Here is a 21,730-nt window from a genome sequence, read left to right as displayed (position 1 = left end):
GATTGTTCCCTTGTGCGTTAGCGATACTTATCGATCATCATGTTATTGGACATCATTTTCGTTGATCACCATCGGGAGTGGTTGGGCTTCACCGTTGCGGAAGCGCACCCAGATTTGCTCGCGCTCGATGCGTCCATCAGCAAGCAGATGCAATGCGCCGGTCGCACCATAAATACGCATGTCGGGCACTTGTTCCAGTTGTGGTAAACGTGCATACAGACGAAATGCATCGGCGCCCAGCGCGTGTAAGCGGCCATAAACAGCAGCGGATTTTGTATGTTGTGCAACGGCTTGTTTCTCGCTGCTACTGGTGTCGAACAACCAGGGCATGGTATTAAAACGCACACCATTTAAATCGCGATCTGCTTTGGGATTAGGTTGGCCGGAGTAAACCTGGCTGGTTGAATACACCGGAATTTTCCCCGCATAATGAAATGCAAATGTCGGTTTTATTTGACGCGCTTGCGCTGGATCGGCAATCAAAAAAATCATATCCACATCGCTGCGGCTGCGCGGTAATGTTTCCAATTTAATGCCCAGCATTTCCTGTAATTCACGTGAGCGAACCTGGCTTTGTTCGATTAGCATCGCATCTTTAACCAGGTTGGAATAATTGGTACCGGCTTGGAATTGCGAACGGTTGACAACGATTCCGCCTAAACTTTCCCACTCTTCAGTAAATGCGCGCGCGCTGCGTTCGCTCCACTCTTGCGAAGGAATAATCACCATTGCCTGACGATGTCCTTCCAGGAATGCCTGGCGGGCAACCTGGCGCGCTTCGTCCTCCACCGCTAAACCAAATTGATAAAAACCTTTAAGTCGTTCGGCAGGCGGTGCATCGGGATAATTGAGCGACAGCACCGGCACTTGCAGGCTCGGCATTAAACTTAACTCGGTGACTTTTTCTTTATCGATAGGACCGATAACCAAATCAGCGCCGTCAGCGATGGCTTGTTGGTAAGCGCTAATCGCATCGCCGCTGCTGTCATACTGACGCACTTCCGGCGTGTGGAGGCCATTGCCCAACGCCTGGAAATACGCGGCAAAAAAACCATCGCGTACGGCTTCGCCCGCTTCCGCCAATTTGCCTTGCATAGGCAGTAATAAGGCAATTTGTTTTGGTTGTTTGTCGATCAATGTTTGCAGCACGCGCAAATCGTTGGGCAGATTGCCGTGTGCTGGATGTTGGCGCCACTGCTGCAGCCAGCCTTGCAATTGTTGGCGCTGTTGCTCCAGATCGATCTGGTTATTTTTATTAATTGCGGCGAGGTTATACCAACCGCGTGCAACATCGCCCTGTTCAGTTTGCGCGAGTGCCAGTAACTCGTTATAGGGAAGGCTCATCAGATCTTTCCAGAGCGCATCCTGATTGGCTTGCTGTGGTTTTTTGCCGAGCAACACTGCGAGTTGGATACGCTCATTAATCCCGTTTTTTGCTTCGCCGAGCAAGCTAAACACTTGCGCGCGTTTTTCGCGCAGGGCGATTTCAAGGTCCGGCTCCATCGCTTGCCATTGTTGTTCCAGGCGCGGCTTGGTTAGAATGCCGTGCGCTACAAAGTTGGCCTTCTCTTGCAGGGCCAATGTGCTGAGCACATCGGTGTACTTGATGTAGGCTTGATCATTGAGTGAGTCCGGCTTCATATCGGCCAGCAGATCGCGCGCCAGGTTGAATTTGCCGGTATCGATATAGGCTTGTGCTGCTTGCAGGATCAGGTTTTCCCGCTCGGGCGATTGACTCTGTTTGGCCTGCTCCAGCAGCTTACCGGGATTCACTTTTACCGTCTGGGTTTTAGCGGGTGTCTGGTCCCGTGTGCCGGATTGGGGCGGGGTACTACTACAACTCACCAGACCAAATACCAGCGCAGAAACGAGCAGGGTGGTCAGGGTATTGGTCGATAAGTTGCGCGCAAATGGCCGTATCGGCATGAAAACCTCGTAAAACCAGCTGTGATAATGAACATTTCAGATCCGGGTTATCGCAACCCGGCTTGGATTTAACTTTTTTCGGAATCCGGTATGACAACAATAGCCTCCCACCAAGGCATTCTTTATGTCGTGGCGACTCCGATTGGCAATCTGGGCGATATGGTACCGCGAGCAGTGGAAACACTACAAACGGTAGCACTGATCGCCGCTGAGGATACGCGACACAGTTCCCGACTGTTATCCCATTTTGACATCAAAACTCCCTGCATCGCCTACCATGATCACAGCGATGAGCAGCGTACAACCCAGTTGGTTAATCGTCTGTTAGCTGGCGAATCTATTGCCCTTATTTCGGATGCTGGTACGCCGCTGGTGTCTGATCCCGGTTACCGGCTGGTACGCAACGCCCGTCAGGCTGGTGTACAAGTCGTACCTATTCCTGGCGCTTGCGCCATGACCGTCGCCTTAAGCGCCGCTGGTTTACCCTCTGACCGGTTTGCTTTTGAAGGTTTTTTGCCCGCCAAACAAGTCGCGCGTTGCGCCCAATTGGAATCCCTGGCTGGCGATTCCCGCACCCTGATTTTCTACGAGGCACCACACCGTATTCTGGAAACCCTGCAGGATATGGCGCAGGTGTTTGGCCCCGAACGGGAAGTGGTGATGGCACGCGAGCTGACTAAAACTTTTGAAACCATCAAAGGCGATAAAGTCGGTGAACTGGCGCAATGGGTGGCAGGCGATAGCAACCAGCAGCGCGGCGAGATAGTGCTGTTGGTGCACGGTGCATCCAAACCGGAAAATGAAGCTATGACGCCCGAGCAAATGCGGGTAATGCGGATTTTGCTGGATGACTTGCCAGTCAAACAAGCCGCTGCACTCGGCGCAAAGCTGACCGGATTGAAGAAAAATTTCTTATATGATTGGGCGCTGCAGGAAAGTGAGTGATTCGGCATCGAATTTTACTTTTCGAGAAAAACTACTAACAAATAATTAATGCGCTCAGTCCTGTTAATGAAAATTAACAGTAGTAAACATTGCCGGCGAGTAACATGGAAAACTTATTATTAATCGCCGGGGCCGGGTATGTTTCGTTTAATGTTGCTTGTGCTGGGATTTGCCAATGTATTGATGGGCTGCCAGCACAAGGAGGCGCATTTGTCCGGCAATCCGGTTGTCCCCGGTTGGTATGCGGACCCTGAGCTGGTCATTTTTGATAACCAATATTGGATTTATCCCACTCACTCCGGCGATCAAACTACTGCCGATCCCGTCGTGCAATTCTCGCCATTACAGCAGCAAATGCGCGCTGAAAAAGCTGTTTATCCTCCCTTTCTTACGCAAACTTTTTTTGATGCTTTTTCATCGCCCGATCTGGTGAATTGGAAAAAACACAATAAGGTGTTGGAAGTAAAAAATATTTCCTGGGCCGCCTATGCGCTTTGGGCTCCATCAATGGTTGCCGTCAACGGCAAATATTATTTTTTCTTTAGCGCCAATAACATTTTGAATGATTCGCAACTTGGCGGTATCGGTGTTGCAGTAAGTGATAAACCTGAAGGTCCATTTGTTGATGCATTGGGCAAGCCTCTAATCGGAAAAATTCACAACGGCGCCCAGCCCATCGACCAATTTATTTTCCATGATGACGATGGCCAGTATTACCTCTATTACGGCGGTTGGGGTCACTGTAATATCGCTCGCCTTAGCGCGGATTTACTCAGCATAATTCCATTCGAGGATGGGGAACTCTATAAAGAGATTACGCCTGAACATTATGTTGAAGGTTCTTTTGTTATTAAGCGCGATGGAAAATATTATTTGATGTGGTCAGAAGGTGATTGGACCGGTCCTGAGTACAGTGTTGCTTACGCAATTGGCAGTAGTCCGGCAGGGCCATTCAAACGAATCGGAAAAATTTTACAGCAGGATATGAGTATCGCCAAAGGGGCCGGTCATCACTCGTTATTAAAATTGCCGGGTACAGAGGAGTGGTATATCGCTTATCACCGTCGCCCACTCACCGCCAATGAGGGCAATCATCGCGAAGTGGCAATCGAGCGTTTGTACTTCGATAAGGCAGGATTTATAAAGCCGGTAAAAATGACTAGCGAAGGTGTTCCTGCCCGGCCAATACCGGTCAGGAACTAGGTTGCTTACTCAGGAAAATACGCTCGATGCTGGCGGGGCAGCTGCAAATCCTTCACAATTTATACTTTCCTTTTAATGATTAGATATTTGTATGTCCAATAAAACACCCGATGCCGATCTTTTCCTTCAACAAATGAAGGATGTAAAACCCATCAAGGTGGAAGAAAAGGTCGCCTTGGCGTCCCCTCATCGGGATAAAACCAGTGTGGAAACCCGCCGCAAAGCGGCTATGGCTGAATTGGAGAAAGATAAAAACTTCCTGTCGGGCGAATACATTGAGCCGCTCGACCCGCTCTCGGTAATCGAATTCAAGCGCGACGGTGTGCAGAATGGAGTTTACCGCAGCTTGCGGATGGGTAAATACCAAATCGATGCACGTCTCGACCTGCACAATATGACAGTCGATCAGGCGCGCACGGCCGTTTTCCAATTTATAAAAGATTGCATGACCCACGACATCCGCTGCGCCCTTGTCACTCATGGCAAAGGCGAAGGGCGCGAGCAGCCGGCGCAACTGAAAAGTTGTATTGCTCACTGGTTGCCGCAATTAGACGAGGTGCTTGCCTTTCACTCGGCGCAAAAACGGCACGGCTGGGTAGGTGCGACTTATGTTTTGTTGCGTAAGAGCGAGAAGAAAAAGCAGGAAACCTGGGAGCTGTATAACAAACCTTAGCAACAATACATTGATGACAAAGGAAAATAATATGCGTAATACATTTTTACTGGCAGTGGTTTTCATGTTCGCATTAACGTCCTCCGCTTTTGGGCAACCAGCGAATAAACAATTCGTTTTGCAAAATACCGAAATCATTCCCATCCATTCAAAAAACACCGGCAGGGATCACGAGTTGGTGATTGTTTATCCTGCCAGTTATGCCACTAGCCCTGATAAAAAATACCCGGTTCTCTATTATCTCGATGCATATTGGGATACCCCTTCATTGGTATCCACCTACGGCAATCTGTTTTATGACCGGGATATTCCTGAATTTATTATGGTCGGCTTGTCTTATCCGTCTTCAACAAATTACGGTAAAGAGCGAAGAATTGATTACACATTTACCGCAGCAGAAGAGGACTCAGGAAAAGGGCAATTATTTTTGGATTTTATTCAAAAAGAAGTCGCACCTCTAATTGAAACAAAATACCGTGGTGAAAAAACTGACCGTGTTTTGGCTGGTAGTTCTCTCGGTGGTTTATTTACTATTAGTACCGCCTATAAATCCCCTGATTTTTTCTCGGGCTATATTGCCATAAGTCCGGCAGCGCTTTGGGATAATGGCGCACTTGCCCGGTTGGATAATGAATACGCCAAGCGGAATAAAACATTAAACGGTCGTATGTTTATTTCCTACGGATCTGTCGAGTACAAGCCGTTTTTGGATCCTATTATCAGTTTCCAAAAGCAAATAGCTGCGCGCAAATATAAAGGGCTTGAATTGCTAAATTACGGCATGGAAGGTCTCGATCATGCGGGAGTAAAAAGTGAAGGCTACGCTCGCGGCTTGATTTGGATATGGAAAGCCAAAATGCCGGATGGTCCCGGTGGCTTGGAGCTTGAGATAAAAGGGCGGGCGAATTAACCGGAATAACCCGATGCCGGGTCAGCTCGCAGAGGCTGGCCCGGCAAATAATTGATCTTTACCGCGCCTTATCTGAACGGCCTTGCAGTTCTTGCCCGGAATCCCTTCTTAGAACATTTCTTCATTGAAGTGCCAAATTTTCTCTTGGTTCATTAAATTTTAATGATGCCTATAATGGTGTATTTAAAAAATAACTATATAAATCAATTAATTACTAATGTTTATTAGTATTCCTTGTTTGTTACATGTAATAATTGATTTATTACATGTAATGTCTTAATGTTGGCTCCATGCAGAAAAAATCATCAGCACATTATCAGCGTGAATACCGCAGCCGCTTGCGAGAACAGGGTCTGGTTAAAAAAGAGGTCTGGATTCTCCCTGAGAACGCACGGCGCTTGGCGCTGTTTGAGCTGGAGTTGCGGGAGTCTGCAAAACAGGTTGTTTCCAGTGGGTTATCGCAAGTTAAAGGAGAAAGTCGAATGACAGATATTGTTAATCGTTGGACCACTGCAAGTCTCTACGAGGCGCTAGCCTCTGCTGACCTGTTTGCTACGAATCGTGCTGATCTGGAGTTGATCGATGGGGTGTCACCAGCATTGCATATCGTTATGAATGAATATGGTGATTTACCCATTTTTCTCACCGTATCCGGTGAGCAAATCGTAGTGGAGTCTATGCTCTGGTCGGTATCGGAGGTGAACAACCCGGTACTCTTTAATGAGACGGTATTGCGTACACACAAATATTTTCCGCTTTCCAATATCAGTCTCGATAAATTGGATGGTGATGATTGTTACCACATGTTCGGTGCATTGAGCTCTGCATCCAGCTTGCATGATGTGGTGTTCGAAATTGAAATGCTTGCATCCAATGTAATCCAGGCGACTGAAGCTTACGGTGAATTTTTAATTAACTAACCGGGTGCTGGAATAAACGGCCTCGCAACAAACAAAGGTAAATCACTATGAATATCTGGGCAAAAATGATTACTGCCTTGCGCGGTGGTGTAAACGAAGCGGGCGAAGCGGTGGTGGATAGTCAGGCGCTGCGTATTCTCGATCAGGAAGTACGCGATGCTGGTGAGGAATTGAAGCGCTCAAAAGACAGTTTGGCTGAAATTATGGCGCGCCAAAAATTGGCGGAAGAAAAGTGCAAGTTGCTACAGAAATCGATTGAAGAGCATGAAGGTTATGCACTGAAAGCGCTTGAGAAAGGCGATGAAAAGCTTGCGCACGAAGTTGCTGAACATATTGCCGGATTTGAAAACAATCTCACCATGGAGCAAGAGTCAGCGCAAAATTTTGCTCACAGCGTAGAGCAATTGCGTGCAGCGATTAATCAGGCAGAAAAGAACATCAAACGATTGAAGCAGCAAGTGGATACGGTAAAAGCGACCGAAAATGTGCAGAAGGCACAGGTAGCGGTAGCTGAGCGCCACAGTGGCTCTGATTCAAAAATGCGTACCGCTATGGAATCGCTGGAACGAATTAAAGAGCGTCAAGCATTAAAAGATGCCCAAATTAAAGCAGCTGGTGAATTGGCAAAGACGACGGGTGATGAATCGCTAAAGTCCAGGTTAGAAGCGGCGGGCATCACCACATCAGGTTCATCAGCGGATGATATTTTGGCGCGCATTAAAAATAAAAAATCACCCGAGTAATATTGGGTGATTTCCCAATCACCACTAGCGTGAGTAATAAGGGATGAACGATTTTTTACTAACTATTTTTAATTTCCCGACAGTTGTGTTTACCATTGTATTGGGAATTGCAATTCTTTATTGGATTTGTGCCGCTTTTGGCTTATTTGAAGTGGATGCGTTAGATGTCGATCTCACGCATCTCGATGGACACATGAGTCTCAATTCCCACAATGATCATTCACTTGGAGAATCATTTGCAGGTCTGTTAATGCGTTTGGGTTTGAATGGCGTGCCTGTAACGATTGTGATATCGCTTATCGCATTATTTGGTTGGTTACTTAGTTATTATGCCAGCTATTTTTTCCTTACATTGTTTGGGCATGGATGGCTGCGTTTTGTTGTAGGTTTACCCATTATTTTTACATCGCTTTATATTGCAGTGCTCATTACTGCGCAAGTAATTAAGCCTTTACGGAAATTATTTTCGAAAACAGAGCAGAATATGCAGAAGAAAGTGTTGGGGCAAACAGCTATCGTACGCTCATCGCGTGTTGATAGTGGCTTCGGTGAGGCCGCCCTCGATGATGGTGGTGCGGGGCTGATATTGAAAGTGCGTGCGGTCGGTGATCAGGTTTTCGCGCGTGGCGATAAAGTAGTGTTGTTGGAATACATAGCCAATACCAATGTGTATCGAGTGGTAGCGGAAGAAGAATTTCTGGGTAAAACCAGCGAATAAATTTTAAGAAATCAACAGGGTCAAAAGGAGCAATAGAATGTTCGAAACTGCAATGGCTACACCTGTAATCACCGTCATTGGTGTCGTGTTTTTATTTTTAATTGGGTTGGCCGGATTATTCAAAGCGTTCTACCACAAGGTTGCACAGGGTACAGCGCTTATCGTCAATGATATGAGTTCCACACCTAAAGTACATTTTACTGGCGCGTTGGTCTATCCCATTATCCATAAAAAGGAATTGATGAATATCTCATTGATTACTATGGATGTAGATCGTCGCGGACGCGATGGTTTAATTTGTAAAGATAATATGCGTGCCGATATAACCGTGGCTTTTTATCTGCGCGTTAATGAAACGCCGGAAGATGTACTGCGGGTAGCGAAAGCGATTGGTGCCGAGCGCGCGTCAGATCGCGAAGCAATCGATCTGTTGTTTGCTGCAAAATTCTCCGAGGCGTTAAAGACCGTCGGTAAACAGATTGAATTTATTCAGTTATTCGAGAACCGCCTCGAATTCCGTGAAAAAATCATTCAGGTGATTGGTGACGACCTTAACGGCTACGTGCTGGAAGACGTTGCGATTGATTACATTGAGCAAACGCCAAAGTCATCGCTCGACCCCAATAATATCCTTGATGCAGAAGGCATTAAAAAGATTACTGAGTTAACTGCTGCTCAAAATGTTCGCACCAATATTTTGGAGCGTGATGAAGAGCTGGCGATCAAAAAGAAAAACGTAGAAACTACTGAGGCGATGTTGGCGTTGGAGCGTCAGCAGGCCGATGCTGAAGCACGTCAAAAACGTGAAATTGCTACGATTCAGGCGCGCGAAGAGGCAGAAACGAAAAAGGTACAGCAGGAGGAGCGTCGCAAATACGAGCAGACGGCAATTCAAGTTGCACAGGATCTTGCAGTGCAAACCGAAAATCAACAGCGTGAGATAGACGTGGCTGCACAAAATCGTTTGCGTGCTGTAGCAATTGAAGAAGAGAAAGTCACTCGTGCCCGTGACTTGGAGATTGTCTCGCGCAAGCGTGAAGTAGAGCTACAAACGATCGAGGCAGACAAGGCTATCGAAGTGCAGAAGAAAGAAATTGCCAATGTGATTCGCGAGCGTGTGGTTGTTGATAAGACAGTCGCTATTGAAGAAGAGCGTATTAAAGAAGTGCGTGAAGTTTCTGATGCGGACCGTAGGAAACAAGTGCAAGTATTGGCTGCTGAAGCGACGGCAGAAGAAATTAAAGTCAAACAAGTGAAGGCAGCAGAAGCAGAAGAGTTGTCTGCCAGGCACAAAGCGTCAGAAATTATGACCATGGCGCAAGCCAAGCTGGAGGCATCCTCCAAAGAAGCTGAAGCTATGAAAAAACTGGCTGAGGGTATTCAGGCGGAGCGTGCTGCACCTGGTCTTGCCGACGCAAAAGTGCAGGAAGCGAAAGCGGGCGCGCTTGAGAAAGAGGGTATTGCAGAAGCCAGCGTGATTCGTGCGAAAGGCGCTGCGCATGCAGACGCAGGTAAAGCAGAAGCAGAAGTGATTACCGCTAAAGGTTCAGCGGAAGCAGAGGTCATTGCGACCAAAGGAACATCGGAAGCGGGTGCGAAAAAAGAAATTGGTTTGGCCGGTGCAGATGTTACTCGCGAACAGTTCAAAGCAGAAGCTGATGGCTTGGTAGAGAAATTTGAAGCCATGAATGCTATGAGCGATAAAGCGCGTGAGCATGAAGAATTCCGTATGGGCTTGGAAACTGCACTGAAAGAAACGTTGGCAGGTATTGCAGCAGGAAAAGAAATTGCCAAAGAAAATGCAGAAATTTTGGCAATCGCTTTGCAGAAAGCCCATATCGATATCGTCGGTGGCGAAGCGCAGTTCTTTGATAACTTTGCCAAATCGCTCTCGATTGGCAAAGCGATTGACGGTCTTGCGAGTAAAAGTGGGGTGATTCAAGCGGTGTTGGAACGCTTTGTAAATAAACCCTCTGTCGCCCCGGAAAAAGTGGAGAAGGCTGAAGTGGCAGAAGTAGTGGGTTAATTTCTCACTCTTATCCAATAGTTGCGTAGCGTTATTAGTAGCGCTGCGCAATTCACTTCTATTGCTGAACTAAAAAGGAAAAAGGCATGGTGCAGCAAAATTCTACTGCTTTGCAGAATGATTCCAATACTATTGTTGATAATGCGGTCGCGGAAGGTGGTGCTTATGAAATTATTCGCAAGCGCCTGCTCGACCAAGGGCAAACGCTAACTGCAAATGTGCGTCAGCTGAATGAAGCGCGCCTTGCTGAATTTGGCAGTTCGGCGATGAGCGTGATTGCGCGTGTTCGTGTGCGCACGGAAAACAATTGCATCCCGCGCGATATTGTTCAGGTAGGCGAACACCTGCTGTTCGGCTACAACGTTTTCATTGGTTTAAAAAAAGAAACCAAAATTGAAGATGTTTTTTCGTTATTTGTCAGAAAGACCAGCGACTCGGGCATTGAGCTGGAACCTATTAGCCTTGCAGGAACTTTTCTCACCGAACAAAGCTTTATCAACGATTTTGATGAGCTGTATCGCTATTACAAAAATACCCGCATAGTTGCGCTGACTGTTAACAATGGAAAATTGTTGGCTGGATTCCAGATTGGCGAGCGATTGGATGATATCCGCGTATTTCGCTGGTCGGTATCGCCCGATGGAAAAACGGTTATCTACATCGATAATCGTGGTGAGCGCGATATCCAGTTGCCGCCTGCGTTTGATTTTGAGTGGGTTGCGGTTACGCGCGAAAACTCTGTGCATGGCCGGCATCCGCACTTAAACATTATGGATAAAATCTTTGTAGAAGCTGTTAATGGTGACCTCACCATTAAAATTGAAAATAATACTGAGGACGGCCAGGGAATTTACAGCGAAGAAGTGGAAGATAAAACCCAGTCTCTGGATGATGCCAGTATTTTCTATGCGGCAGTGGGTAGTCTTATTTTATTGCGCATTCGTCCTTATCGCGAAGAGCAGTGGCGCCATCTCATATTCAACACCCTAACCCAGCAGGTGCTGCGGATTGACCAAATCGGGCAGTCCTGCGTCCAGCTGCCGGAAAATCACGGCATTATCTTCCCCGGTGGTTATTATCTAAATACCGGGGAACACAAAATATTTGCAGAAAATTCTGATAATTTTCGCTTCAAACGCATGATCCGTTCGCCGAATGGCGAGGATGTGTTGTTTGTGTTTTATGAACCGGCAGCGGGAATGGTATCGCTGCTGGCATACAATTTAATTGAAAAGAAACTACAGAACCCGATTTATGGCAGTGGCTACGCCATGGCTGATAATGGCGATATTGTTATTTTCTCAGCAGAGTCAGAACCTACCCGTGTGCATCCAATGCAGATATGGGAAACACCTTATGTGAGTGCGGAGTTTGCCAGCAAGGCACCGCCACGGCAGAATTTTTATGGCCGCATTGGCAACAATGAATTAGTGCGTGGTATTTCGGATTTTTACAGCATCACCCGCATTATCAACAATCAATCTGTCAGTGTTCGGCTTTACGAAGAGTTAAGCCTGTCTGCCAGGAAAATTTTTGATAGCTATTACTGGCTGAGCGAAAGTGAAACACGTGCAATAGCTGATGTATTAAAAGAAATTTCTACTACGGCCGAATTGGTTATAGACGAATTTGAAAAAGTCGAATCGATCCGCCAGCAATCCGCCAAAGCAATGCAAGAGGCGGAAGCGGAACAACAGGCTATTCTGCAATCACTGCGTCCGGAAAATTGGGAAGCTGCTGAGGAATATGTAGATGCTCTGACGCGCTTGCGTAAACAGCGCGGCCAATTGGCAACCATTAAGGAATTTCGCTACATAGATCAGGCGCGTATTGCGGTGCTTGATCAGCAATTGCTGGATGCAAATACGGTTCTGAGTGAGCAAACCCTGGCTTTCCTTGCTACCGACAAATCACTTGCGCCCTACCATACCAAATTAGATGAGCTTAACCGGCAGGTTGATAAAACGGAAACCAATGCAGCTATCACGCCCATCATTGAGGTAATTGAAAAAACTGCAACGGGTTTGGATTTATTGTCTGAACTAATGGGAACCTTGAAAGTAGATGATGCGACTTTGCGCACGCGTATTGTCGATTCTATTTCTGAAGTCTATGCCAGGCTGAACCAGAGCCGCGCCAACGCCAGGCATAAGCAGAAAAACTTTGGCTCGGCAGAAGCAGTGGCACAGTTCGGTGCGCAATTCAAATTGTTTTCGCAAAGTATTTCCCATGCTTTGGGTTTGGCGACAACACCGGAACGGTGCGATGAGCAATTATCCAAATCACTGGTTAGGCTGGAAGAACTGGAAGGACAGTTCAGCGAGTACGATCAGTTTCTTGCCGATATCATCGCCAAACGCGAGGAAATTTACGAAAGTTTCCAGGAACATAAGCAACGTCTGCTGGATGAGCGCCAGAAAAAAGCGCAAAGCATTATTGATGCTGCCGCGCGTATTCTTGCGAGCATTGAAAAGCGCTCGTTATCGATTTCAGTATTGGAAGAGTTAAATACCTATTTCGCATCGGATGCGTTGGTGTTGAAAGTCGGTGATCTGACCAATCAATTAAAAGCGCTGGATAATGCCGTCAAGGCCGATGATATCGATGCGCGTTTCAAAGCGATTAAAGGTCAGGCATTGCGTGCACTGCGTGATAAAAGCGACATCTTTGAAGAGGGTGGGAATGTTATCAAGCTGGGACCCAGGCACAAGTTCAGTGTCAATACCCAAGAGCTGGATCTCACCATTATTCCACGTGAAAACATTTTAAATTTCCATCTGACCGGTACCGATTATTACGCACCGGTTGAGCACGCCGAGCTGTTGGCATTGCGTGAATACTGGGCAATTTCGCTGGAGTCAGAAACATCGCAGGTTTATCGTGCGGAATATTTAGCTGCATTGATTATCGATGCGGCTGAGAATCAGACTCAAGGGTTAACGCATGATCTTTTGCATGAAGCCTTGGTTGATGATGAAAAGCTGGCAAAAATCGTGCGCGATTTTTCCGCTCCGCGCTACAAAGAGGGTTATCAAAAAGGGATTCATGATCAGGATGCATTGTTGATCCTGAAAGCATTGGTGCCAGCAATGGATCGCGCTGACTTGTTGCGCTTTGATCCTCTGTCCCGCGCACTGGCACAAGTGTTTTGGGCAAACCTGGAGGGCTTTGCCAGTAAATCCAAATCGCAGGATACATCGCTGTCTTACGAAACCTGGAAAGATCGTGCTGCCTCTGCAAAACATATGCAGCGGTTATTTGCGAGCCGTGATGCATTGCAAATGTTGATTGATGAAATTGTTGCAACATTTAATGACTTCATTGCCCAAAATCCATTGCCGGTTAATGCTCTTGATATACAGCGTGCTGCTGAGTATCTGGTAGAAGAATTAGCGCGTGAGCGTACGGAATTTATCACCAGCAAATATGCCGTTGAGTTAGTGGAGACACTGAAAAAATCACTTGATGATGCGACTTGGCGGCATTATCAAGATGTCTCCGCGGAAATGGTGGGCTGGCCTTCAGATCGCTGGAATTTTGCAACAGCCTGGCTGCAAGCGCTGTTAAAAAATAATAGTGATGACATCGCGCATATAAAAAAATTACAACACTACATTCCAGAAGCGGTTGCGTTACTCAACAGCGACCAGCGATTGGATCGCCGTTTTACTGAGGTGGAGCTGGAGTTACAGGTTACCGATTTGTTGGGTGAGCATCCGCTTATTATTGGTCGCACGCTTGCATTTTCAGTTGACTCATTTGTGTACCGCCTCGCTCATCATCGCCAGGTAGTAGTCCCTGAATTTCAACGGTTTTTATCGGTGCGTCAGCAAATTATCGAGCAGGAGCGCAAAGCTTTGCGCGTGCACGAATTCAAGGCGAAACCACTTAGTTCATTTGTGCGTAACCGTTTGGTTAATGAATCGTACCTACCGATTATCGGTGATAACCTTGCAAAACAAATGGGTGCATTGGGCGCAAGCAAACGTACCGATTTGATGGGTATGCTGATGATGATTTCACCTCCTGGCTACGGTAAAACCACATTAATGGAATATGCGGCCAATCGCTTGGGATTGATTTTTATGAAAATCAATTGTCCATCGTTGGGCCACGATGTGCTTTCTCTCGATCCGGAACAAGCGCCCAATGCCACTGCGCGGCAGGAATTGGTAAAGCTTAATCTTGCGTTAGAAATGGGCAATAACGTGATGTTGTATCTGGATGATATCCAGCACACGAATGCAGAATTTCTGCAAAAATTTATTTCCCTGTGTGATGGTACGCGTCGAATCGAAGGTGTGTGGAAAGGCCAAACCAAAACCTACGATATGCGTGGCAAAAAGTTCTGCGTTTGCATGGCAGGTAACCCATACACGGAATCTGGTGAGGCATTTAAAGTGCCGGATATGCTGGCAAACCGCGCCGATATTTATAACCTTGGTGATATTCTCGGAGGCATGGAAGAGCAGTTTGCGTTGAGTTATATCGAAAACTCGCTCACCTCAAATTCAGTACTGGCTCCTTTAGCACTGCGCGATATGCAGGATGTGTATAAGTTTGTTGCCATGGCAAAAGGGGAAGAAGTTGCCACAACGGATTTGAGTCACCAGTACTCGGGTGCAGAAGTAAATGAAATTGTTGGTGTAATGAAAAAACTCTTTGCGATACAGCAAGTGGTTTTAAAAATCAACCAACAATATATTGCCTCTGCTGCGCAAGATGATAAATATCGTATCGAGCCTTCATTCAAGTTGCAGGGTAGTTATCGCAACATGAACAAAATGGCTGAAAAAATTTCAGCTGTAATGAATGATGCCGAGCTGATGCAAATGATTGCTGACCATTACCTGGGTGAGGCGCAAATGCTCACTACTGGCGCGGAAAGTAATCTGCTCAAATTGGCAGAGTTACGCGGCAATATGACCGATGAACAAAAAAATCGCTGGATGCAAATTAAAAAGGATTTCCTGCGCAATAAAGCCTTGGGTGGTGATTCTGCTGATACCGGTGCGAAAGTAGTTGTGCAATTGGCTGATATGGTTGAAGGAATCAATAAGTTGGCGAGCGCTGCTAACAATCAAACTGTTGTCGATAATGCAGCGGGTAACCGCGAGTTAATTGAGGCGATTTCTGCATCATCGACCCGGCTTGAGCGCTCACTTGCACCTGTTGCTCCGAACGTGGAGGTGATTAACCTGCCACTGCCGGGGTTGGATAAAGTTCTGAAAGTATTGGCAGATACACTTGAGGGATCGCTGGTGCCGCTGGTGCGTAATATGGATAAAAAACTGGATATTGATTTGCGTAATCACGAAAAAATTGAGCAAGTAGCTAACCAGTTAAAAATGCTGCAAAGCGAATTGTTATCGAAGAAAAAGCCGAAAGCATCACCCACAGAACCGGAAGCGAATAGTTAATATTATGCGACGACTATCAACTAAATTCAGGGTCTTATTTGGATTCTGTGGGCTGATGGTCGTCGTACATATTGTTAATCTGCTATTAAATGGGTGGCTGTTTTCTTTTGGTATAGTTCCGCGTCATTTGGAATCCTTGCCTGGCATTTATGTCGCGCCATTTCTCCACGGCGATATCAGACACTTATTGAATAACCTTGTCGGCTTTTTCATCTTTAGTAGCTTGCTCTTCGTGCATTCCTTGCGGCGCTATTTGTGGAGCAGCTTTTTTATCATCACCATGACCGGTTTATTGGTATGGCTATTTGCTCGTAGTGCATTGCACATAGGGGCAAGCGGCTGGATTTTTGGTTTATGGAGTCTGTTAATCGCAACTGCCTGGTTTGAGCGTCGTCTGCTCAATATTCTTCTGGCGATATTGGTCGCATTCTTTTACGGCGGAATGCTTTACAGCGTCCTACCGACAGATCCACGTATTTCATTTGAATCACATTTATTCGGCGCTATCGCAGGTGTACTGTGCGCGTATGTGCAAACCAGGTTAACACCGGCTATGGCAAAAGATCGCCGCAGTTAATTGATTTTTATTCAGGAATTTTATATATGCATCAGTAAGAGTTGGAAGATTGGTTGGTTGCGACATTAGCAGATTCTAAACCCAACCAAAGCTTATTTCTCATCAAGACTGGCAATAGTTTGCTCCAGGGAGGGCGTCGAAGTTTGCGCTGGGCCCTGATTCAAATGGATCTGCAATTCCAGCGAAGCCACTCCAACATTGACGGTTGAGGTCAATGAAAGTGGCTGGTCTGCTAAAGGACGTTTTTTTAATTCTTCCAGAGCAATCTCCAAAACCCTGTACATCTGTGCTGTGGAAGCCCGCACTGCTTTTTCATTTAAAGTATCAACACCGCTGGTTACAGAAGCAGTGACGGCTTCAATAGTTTCATTCGTTTTTATCAGCGCTTGCGAGCCGAGGTCTTTCATCTTGTCCAGCATATCTCTCTCCAAGAATTAATTTACTTTTGTTCGATTTCATCCACATCCACTTGTCCGCTCATGCGGCGGGTGAAATGGGACCAGCACATGCCTACTGCAAGCAGTGCGGCTAACAATATTTCAATTACCCAGGCGATTGCCGATATATTATCAACCCTGAGGAAGCCCCAATAAATAAACAGCCAAACCAAACAGGCGAAAAGCGCTGCCAACGCGATAATGCCTACCAGTCCAAGTGAATTTAATGTGGCCTTGAGATAAATGCCCCAGCCGATTAGCAGGATAATTCCTGCTATGACTACATAAGGGGTGATATGTTCGAGATCAAAACTGCGGTACAGCCAATGAAAATACGAATAGCCGCTTGGATTGTAACTGAGCAGTACCAGTAAAAGTGCGAAGAGAAATCGTAGTGCAACACCGGAGCTGGTTAGGTTCATAAAGAATTTCCTTTGATGATTTAAATTATTGTGAAAAATAACGGCGATATTTTATAAAGCCAATTTTTGCATCCGGGTCGTAACCCATGGCGGTGTAAAAGTCACGTGCATCGCGATTCTCGCTGCTGGTTTGCAAGATAATTTTGGAACAATCTTGCTCCAGGCAAAAAGCTTCGATGTAGTCCATCATGCTTTTACCGATACCCTCACGCTTGTAATCCGCATTGACCGCCACATTTTCTACCAGTGCAAAAGGCTGGTTGCCGAACATGACATCCTGGCACAGGCAGAGCAGGGCGGTTGCAAGTACATCGCCATCATCATCGCACACTAATAGATGGGTGTGCTCACTCTTGGCTATCGTCGCAATACGCTCCGGTAAAACAGTCGGCGTTGATAACGTATTCAGCTCGCTGTAAAGATTGTTAATGGCGTCGGCATCGGCTGCCTGCGCGCGGCGGATTGTTCGCATAATTCTCTCCTTAATGAGTCCGGCTTTAATGTTCCGGGTTCAGTATTAATCCTGCAGGTTTTATCAAAGCCATTGTTTGCGCGTCAAGCAATGGTTTTTGCATAAGGGGGCGATCTTGCGATATTGTTGCAATACTGTATTTGCATACAGTATTATTGGATGTCTTTTACTTGGCATCGCCACCATGAGTACTATCCTTGAAAAACTCCGCATCCTCTCTGATGCTGCCAAATATGATGCATCCTGCTCTTCCAGTGGGAGTAAGCGGGCGAATACTACCAAGGGGTTGGGGAATGCAGAGGGCATGGGGATTTGCCATAGTTACACTGAGGATGGCCGTTGTGTTTCGTTGTTGAAGATCTTATTTACCAATCATTGCATTTACGATTGTGCTTACTGTGTCAGCCGGCGTAGTAATGATGTCAAACGCGCGGCATTTACGGTCGAAGATGTTGTTGATCTGACGATTAATTTTTATCGTCGCAATTACATTGAAGGCTTGTTTCTCAGTTCGGGAATTTTTAAAAACGCGGATTACACCATGGAGCGCTTGGTGCGGGTAGCGCGGGCATTGCGTACGCAACATAATTTCAATGGCTATATCCATATAAAAGCGATTCCCGGTGCGAGTCCTGAGTTATTGCATGAAGCGGGGTTATATGCCGACAGGCTTAGCGTCAATATTGAAATTCCCTCTGAGGCCAGTTTGCAAAAGGTCGCGCCGGAAAAAAATTATAACGACATTATTACCCCGATGAATTATTTGCGCAGCACAAAAGAAAAATACGTTGATGAAAAGCCGCATATTAAAAATACACCACTGTTTTTACCTGCAGGTCAAAGCACCCAGATGATTGTAGGCGCTTCGCCAGAGAATGACCGACATATCCTGCATTTGGCCGATAGCCTTTATCGAACACAAAAGTTGAAGCGGGTTTACTATTCCGGCTACGTGCCGATTGCAACTGACAATCGCATGCCGGATCTAAAAGCGCCACCGCTGGTTCGTGAAAACCGTATTTATCAAGCAGATTGGTTGCTGCGTTTTTACGGTTTTGCTGTCGATGAGATTGTCGATGATAAACACCCGGATCTTGATCTTGAGATAGATCCCAAACTGGCTTATGCCTTGCGTCATCCGGAAAAATTTCCGGTTGATATCAACCGCGCCGATTATGAAATGGTGTTGCGTGTTCCCGGTATCGGCGTTAAATCGGCGCAGAAAATTGTCAGTTCCCGACGCCATCAACATTTGCATATGGATCATCTGAAAAAAATTGGCGTGGTATTGAAGCGGGCACGCTATTTCATTAGCTGTCCTGGTTTGGTAGTTAAGCCGGGAAATTTTCAGGCAGAAAACATACGCCAGGCAATTATTGCCAGTGACAGGGTGCCAGCCGCTGCGCAGTTAGGTTTGTTTGGGTAGTTGTTTAGGCAATTTTTTAGGTGATTTTTTAGGTGATTTTTTAGGTAGTACCATGGTATTTATTTATGATGGTAGTTATGAGGGTTTGCTCAGCTGCATTTTTGTTATCTTCAAAGAGCGCATAGCTCCGATAGCAATTAGCACAGAAGAGAATCATCAACTTACCTTGCTGGATACGGCCAGGCATATTGCTACCCATGAAGACTGGGCGGCACGTGTGCTTAAAGGAATTGATGAGCGAACCAACGGATCTGCATCTGCGCTAGCCTACAAGATATTTTTATCCGAATTACCGTTGAGTGAAATGTTGGTTTATCAGGTGGTGCAGGCCATTATCCGGCATGGCGACGAGACTATACTGGAAAATTTTGCCAATCCTTTTATTTTAAAAGCGGCCCAGATTGAGAAAATGATTCATCGCGAAGTGCATCGTATGCACGCCTTTGTGCGCTTTCAAAAAAGTCGTGATGGATTTTTTTATGCCGCCATCGATCCGGATTTTAATGTGTTGCCATTAATTGGCGGTCACTTTGAGCGACGCTACGCCAATCAGCATTGGCTAATATTCGATGCCAAGCGCCATTACGGGTTGTACTACAATCAAGAGAAGATGTTATTCGTGAGTCCGGACGATCCTGTATTCGCGATAAGCGCAAGCGCGCTTGAAGATGATTCGTTTCAGGATGAGCGGGAGAGGGAATATCAGGCACTGTGGAAAAATTATTTTCAAGCGGTCAATATTCGTGAGCGAAACAACACCAAATTGCATTTGCGTCACATGCCACGGCGCTATTGGAAATACCTGACAGAAAAATTGTGACTTGTAAGGATGATTTCCTCTCTCAATCACATCTGATAAAACCACTATTTATTAAGCGGCTGTATTAAAACCCAAGGCTTTATAACTACTGCCCAAACCAGTGAATTTTGCTCGTACCAGGTTTGCGCTTGGGTATCTTTTACTGCATCGACCAATCCTGCATCCATCCAGGCTTTAATTTGTGCGGCATTATCGGCAACGATTTGTGCGGCGACGTGCGTTAAGTCTAGAGTAGGGTCTACGGCGATTGCATTGCCACTCGCAAAAAATCGCTGGAGTTCGTACCAGTGGATTTGTGCGGTTTCCAAATTGATTTGTTGTTCGATTTCGTTTGTCATGGTTACCTCGGATTGTTAACCCCACCCTAACCCTCACGGCTGCGCGCCCCGCTTAAAAGAGGAGGGGACATTTAATCCCTGCCGTAAGGAGCTGTGATGTGTTGCTCCTCCCGCTGACAAGTAGGGAAGGGGTTAAGTTATTTGCTCATCGCCTTTGCGACTTTTGAGTTGGTTGGTTTATTTAATACTGTGCTAATGATATTTCCTGCATGGATTAATTTTTCCAAATTCACACCATGTTCAATGCCCAAACCATTTAACAAATAAACCAAATCTTCCGTCGCCACGTTTCCCGTTGCACCTGCTGCATAAGGGCAGCCGCCTAATCCAGCAACTGATGAGTCTACAACGCTTACACCCATTTCCAGTGCTGCATAAATATTAGCGAGTGCTTGCCCGTAAGTATCGTGCATATGTACAGCGATTTTTTCGATGGGAATATCACGTGCGAGAATTTCTATTAATTGTTTTATTTGTCCGGCTGTGCCGACGCCGATGGTGTCGCCCAGCGAAATTTCGTAGCAACCCATTGCCAATAATTCCCTGGCGATACTGGCTACCGTTGCGGTATCCACTGCGCCGGAATAAGGGCAGCCTGCAACGCAGGAAATATAACCACGTACGGGAATATTTTGCACTTTGGCAGCATTAATCAACGTTTCAAATCGCTTGATACTTTCATTGATTGAACAGTTAATATTTTTTTGACTAAAGGTTTCAGATGCTGCCGCAAAAATTGCGACTTCATTAGCGTTAACTGCAATAGCGCGCTCGTATCCATGCAGGTTAGGTGTTAGCGCAGCATAGGTCACGCCGGGTGTGCGTGACAAGCTGGAAAAAACATCGCCACTGTCTGCCATTTGTGGCACCCATTTCGGGTTTACAAAACTGCCTGCCTCAATATAAGTCAAGCCGGCATCGGTGAGATTTTCAATTAACTGGATTTTGGCTGAGGTGGGAATCGCTTGCTTTTCATTTTGCAAACCATCACGCGGGCCAACTTCAACAATGCGAACTTTTTTTGGTAAATTCATGGTATTAATTTTATTAATCCTCGCCCCAGCGCGGCATTAATTCTTGTTGCACGCCAAGCTGATCCAGAATGCGCGCCACGATAAAATCAACCAATTCCTCTACCGTTTGCGGCTGCATATAAAAACCGGGACTAGCGGGCAATACCACCACGCCCATTTGTGTCAACTTGAGCATATTGTCCAAATGGATTTCGGAGTAGGGTGTCTCGCGCGGTACTACAATTAATTTGCGTCGCTCTTTCAATGCGACATCGGCCGCACGCTCGATTAAATTATTGCTCGCTCCATGCGCAATTGCAGAAAGTGTCCCGCCACTGGCCGGGCAAATTACCATCGAGCTGGGTGAACTTGAGCCCGATGCGACAGCAGCAAACCAATCATCTTTGGCGAGTAATTGCAGTTGTTCATCATCGGCACCGTACATCTCGCACAGCATCGCTTGCTGTTCTTCCAGGTCGCGTGGCAAATCCAGGTCTGTCTCCGTGCGGATTACCACTTCCGCCGCGCTGGAAATCATCAAATACACTTTGCAATCTGCTGCCAGCAAACACTGTAGCAAGCGCAGGCCATATTGGGCACCGGATGCACCGGTAATCGCGAGAGTGACTGAGCGTGGTTTCATTAATTGCTCTCCATTTGCGAAGTGATTAGGCGTCATTTCATCAAAAATACCGGCAAAATGATAGCGCTTAATTCTGTTTAATTGTCACCTGAATAACG

19 protein-coding genes are annotated in these 21,730 nt (G+C 46.3%); 12 read left to right on the top strand and 7 right to left on the bottom strand.

What is annotated here, in order from left to right; translation table 11 throughout:
* Nucleotides 1–42: 42 nt before the first annotated feature.
* Entirely contained in the window at nucleotides 43–1,926 is a 1,884-nt protein-coding gene (locus AC1RJL_RS09855; RefSeq protein WP_492913397.1) for a penicillin-binding protein activator, read from the bottom strand.
* 90 nt (nucleotides 1,927–2,016) lie between these two features.
* On the opposite strand from AC1RJL_RS09855, the gene rsmI reads away from it, so the two are divergent.
* The 10 genes from rsmI (at nucleotide 2,017) to AC1RJL_RS09805 (ending at nucleotide 16,061) form a co-directional block, all read left to right on the top strand.
* On the top strand, nucleotides 2,017–2,871 hold the full coding sequence (rsmI, locus tag AC1RJL_RS09850) for a 16S rRNA (cytidine(1402)-2'-O)-methyltransferase (RefSeq protein WP_492913395.1): 855 nt from the start codon (nucleotides 2,017–2,019) through the stop codon (nucleotides 2,869–2,871).
* A gap of 138 nt (nucleotides 2,872–3,009) precedes the next feature.
* Nucleotides 3,010–4,074: a glycoside hydrolase family 43 protein gene (locus AC1RJL_RS09845; protein ID WP_492913393.1), complete on the top strand. Its 1,065-nt coding sequence runs from the start codon at nucleotides 3,010–3,012 to the stop codon at nucleotides 4,072–4,074.
* Nucleotides 4,075–4,165: 91 nt separating this feature from the next.
* Nucleotides 4,166–4,747, top strand: a complete 582-nt coding sequence (smrA, locus tag AC1RJL_RS09840) for a DNA endonuclease SmrA (RefSeq protein WP_492913391.1) — start codon at nucleotides 4,166–4,168, stop codon at nucleotides 4,745–4,747.
* Complete coding sequence (locus tag AC1RJL_RS09835; protein ID WP_492913388.1) at nucleotides 4,683–5,657, top strand: alpha/beta hydrolase; 975 nt, start codon at nucleotides 4,683–4,685, stop codon at nucleotides 5,655–5,657. Before smrA ends, AC1RJL_RS09835 begins: the two co-directional genes overlap by 65 nt.
* A gap of 290 nt (nucleotides 5,658–5,947) precedes the next feature.
* On the top strand, nucleotides 5,948–6,577 hold the full coding sequence (locus AC1RJL_RS09830) for a YjfI family protein (protein ID WP_492913386.1): 630 nt from the start codon (nucleotides 5,948–5,950) through the stop codon (nucleotides 6,575–6,577).
* 47 nt (nucleotides 6,578–6,624) lie between these two features.
* Entirely contained in the window at nucleotides 6,625–7,320 is a 696-nt protein-coding gene (locus AC1RJL_RS09825) for a PspA/IM30 family protein (RefSeq protein WP_492913384.1), read from the top strand.
* Between the two features lie 43 nt (nucleotides 7,321–7,363).
* Complete coding sequence (locus AC1RJL_RS09820; RefSeq protein WP_492913382.1) at nucleotides 7,364–8,038, top strand: DUF1449 domain-containing protein; 675 nt, start codon at nucleotides 7,364–7,366, stop codon at nucleotides 8,036–8,038.
* Between the two features lie 37 nt (nucleotides 8,039–8,075).
* Nucleotides 8,076–10,064, top strand: coding sequence for a hypothetical protein (locus AC1RJL_RS09815; RefSeq protein WP_492913380.1), 1,989 nt, complete (start codon nucleotides 8,076–8,078; stop codon nucleotides 10,062–10,064).
* An 86-nt stretch (nucleotides 10,065–10,150) separates the two neighbouring features.
* Nucleotides 10,151–15,484, top strand: coding sequence for a DNA repair ATPase (locus tag AC1RJL_RS09810; protein ID WP_492913378.1), 5,334 nt, complete (start codon nucleotides 10,151–10,153; stop codon nucleotides 15,482–15,484).
* Nucleotides 15,485–15,539: 55 nt separating this feature from the next.
* The gene (locus AC1RJL_RS09805) at nucleotides 15,540–16,061 is read left to right on the top strand and encodes a rhomboid family intramembrane serine protease (protein WP_492913376.1); all 522 of its coding nucleotides are present in this window, start codon (nucleotides 15,540–15,542) and stop codon (nucleotides 16,059–16,061) included.
* 92 nt (nucleotides 16,062–16,153) lie between these two features.
* Here the strand turns inward: AC1RJL_RS09805 and AC1RJL_RS09800 are convergent, their stop codons facing one another.
* Genes AC1RJL_RS09800 through AC1RJL_RS09790 form a run of 3 tightly spaced genes read right to left on the bottom strand, consistent with a single transcriptional unit; the run spans nucleotide 16,154 to nucleotide 17,392 of the window.
* Nucleotides 16,154–16,480, bottom strand: a complete 327-nt coding sequence (locus AC1RJL_RS09800) for a hypothetical protein (protein WP_492913374.1) — start codon at nucleotides 16,478–16,480, stop codon at nucleotides 16,154–16,156.
* A gap of 20 nt (nucleotides 16,481–16,500) precedes the next feature.
* Nucleotides 16,501–16,920, bottom strand: a complete 420-nt coding sequence (locus tag AC1RJL_RS09795; RefSeq protein WP_492913372.1) for a DUF6524 family protein — start codon at nucleotides 16,918–16,920, stop codon at nucleotides 16,501–16,503.
* Between the two features lie 25 nt (nucleotides 16,921–16,945).
* A complete protein-coding gene (locus tag AC1RJL_RS09790; RefSeq protein ID WP_492913370.1) occupies nucleotides 16,946–17,392 on the bottom strand; it encodes a GNAT family N-acetyltransferase in 447 nt (148 codons plus the stop codon).
* A gap of 184 nt (nucleotides 17,393–17,576) precedes the next feature.
* Between AC1RJL_RS09790 and AC1RJL_RS09785 the strand changes: the two genes are divergently transcribed.
* Together AC1RJL_RS09785 and AC1RJL_RS09780 are read left to right on the top strand one after the other, a co-directional pair.
* On the top strand, nucleotides 17,577–18,818 hold the full coding sequence (locus tag AC1RJL_RS09785) for a putative DNA modification/repair radical SAM protein (protein ID WP_492913368.1): 1,242 nt from the start codon (nucleotides 17,577–17,579) through the stop codon (nucleotides 18,816–18,818).
* 52 nt (nucleotides 18,819–18,870) lie between these two features.
* Nucleotides 18,871–19,638: a TIGR03915 family putative DNA repair protein gene (locus AC1RJL_RS09780; RefSeq protein ID WP_492913366.1), complete on the top strand. Its 768-nt coding sequence runs from the start codon at nucleotides 18,871–18,873 to the stop codon at nucleotides 19,636–19,638.
* 44 nt (nucleotides 19,639–19,682) lie between these two features.
* On the opposite strand, the gene AC1RJL_RS09775 is transcribed toward AC1RJL_RS09780, so the two are convergent.
* The 3 genes from AC1RJL_RS09775 to AC1RJL_RS09765 all read right to left on the bottom strand — a co-directional run bounded on the left by AC1RJL_RS09775 (nucleotide 19,683) and on the right by AC1RJL_RS09765 (nucleotide 21,632).
* Nucleotides 19,683–19,976: a DUF2288 domain-containing protein gene (locus tag AC1RJL_RS09775; protein ID WP_492913364.1), complete on the bottom strand. Its 294-nt coding sequence runs from the start codon at nucleotides 19,974–19,976 to the stop codon at nucleotides 19,683–19,685.
* A 137-nt stretch (nucleotides 19,977–20,113) separates the two neighbouring features.
* Nucleotides 20,114–21,010, bottom strand: coding sequence for a hydroxymethylglutaryl-CoA lyase (locus AC1RJL_RS09770; protein ID WP_492913362.1), 897 nt, complete (start codon nucleotides 21,008–21,010; stop codon nucleotides 20,114–20,116).
* A 13-nt stretch (nucleotides 21,011–21,023) separates the two neighbouring features.
* The gene (locus AC1RJL_RS09765; RefSeq protein WP_492913360.1) at nucleotides 21,024–21,632 is read right to left on the bottom strand and encodes a flavin prenyltransferase UbiX; all 609 of its coding nucleotides are present in this window, start codon (nucleotides 21,630–21,632) and stop codon (nucleotides 21,024–21,026) included.
* Between the last annotated feature and the right edge of the window lie 98 nt (nucleotides 21,633–21,730).

This window comes from Cellvibrio sp. GW822-FHT04B05 (assembly GCF_058800985.1).
The sequence above is the reverse complement of the archived record's forward strand: the minus strand, read 5'-3'. Positions and strand labels throughout refer to the sequence as shown.

Bases quoted from the DNA above. Each gene is read 5' to 3' on its own strand.
- AC1RJL_RS09855 (WP_492913397.1), bottom strand. From the start codon at position 1,926: ATGCCGATACGGCCATTTGCGCGCAACTTATCGACCAATACCCTGACC.
- rsmI (WP_492913395.1), top strand. From the start codon at position 2,017: ATGACAACAATAGCCTCCCACCAAGGCATTCTTTATGTCGTGGCGACT.
- AC1RJL_RS09845 (WP_492913393.1), top strand. From the start codon at position 3,010: ATGTTTCGTTTAATGTTGCTTGTGCTGGGATTTGCCAATGTATTGATG.
- smrA (WP_492913391.1), top strand. From the start codon at position 4,166: ATGTCCAATAAAACACCCGATGCCGATCTTTTCCTTCAACAAATGAAG.
- AC1RJL_RS09835 (WP_492913388.1), top strand. From the start codon at position 4,683: ATGTTTTGTTGCGTAAGAGCGAGAAGAAAAAGCAGGAAACCTGGGAGC.
- AC1RJL_RS09830 (WP_492913386.1), top strand. From the start codon at position 5,948: ATGCAGAAAAAATCATCAGCACATTATCAGCGTGAATACCGCAGCCGC.
- AC1RJL_RS09825 (WP_492913384.1), top strand. From the start codon at position 6,625: ATGAATATCTGGGCAAAAATGATTACTGCCTTGCGCGGTGGTGTAAAC.
- AC1RJL_RS09820 (WP_492913382.1), top strand. From the start codon at position 7,364: ATGAACGATTTTTTACTAACTATTTTTAATTTCCCGACAGTTGTGTTT.
- AC1RJL_RS09815 (WP_492913380.1), top strand. From the start codon at position 8,076: ATGTTCGAAACTGCAATGGCTACACCTGTAATCACCGTCATTGGTGTC.
- AC1RJL_RS09810 (WP_492913378.1), top strand. From the start codon at position 10,151: ATGGTGCAGCAAAATTCTACTGCTTTGCAGAATGATTCCAATACTATT.
- AC1RJL_RS09805 (WP_492913376.1), top strand. From the start codon at position 15,540: ATGGTCGTCGTACATATTGTTAATCTGCTATTAAATGGGTGGCTGTTT.
- AC1RJL_RS09800 (WP_492913374.1), bottom strand. From the start codon at position 16,480: ATGCTGGACAAGATGAAAGACCTCGGCTCGCAAGCGCTGATAAAAACG.
- AC1RJL_RS09795 (WP_492913372.1), bottom strand. From the start codon at position 16,920: ATGAACCTAACCAGCTCCGGTGTTGCACTACGATTTCTCTTCGCACTT.
- AC1RJL_RS09790 (WP_492913370.1), bottom strand. From the start codon at position 17,392: ATGCGAACAATCCGCCGCGCGCAGGCAGCCGATGCCGACGCCATTAAC.
- AC1RJL_RS09785 (WP_492913368.1), top strand. From the start codon at position 17,577: ATGAGTACTATCCTTGAAAAACTCCGCATCCTCTCTGATGCTGCCAAA.
- AC1RJL_RS09780 (WP_492913366.1), top strand. From the start codon at position 18,871: ATGGTATTTATTTATGATGGTAGTTATGAGGGTTTGCTCAGCTGCATT.
- AC1RJL_RS09775 (WP_492913364.1), bottom strand. From the start codon at position 19,976: ATGACAAACGAAATCGAACAACAAATCAATTTGGAAACCGCACAAATC.
- AC1RJL_RS09770 (WP_492913362.1), bottom strand. From the start codon at position 21,010: ATGAATTTACCAAAAAAAGTTCGCATTGTTGAAGTTGGCCCGCGTGAT.
- AC1RJL_RS09765 (WP_492913360.1), bottom strand. From the start codon at position 21,632: ATGAAACCACGCTCAGTCACTCTCGCGATTACCGGTGCATCCGGTGCC.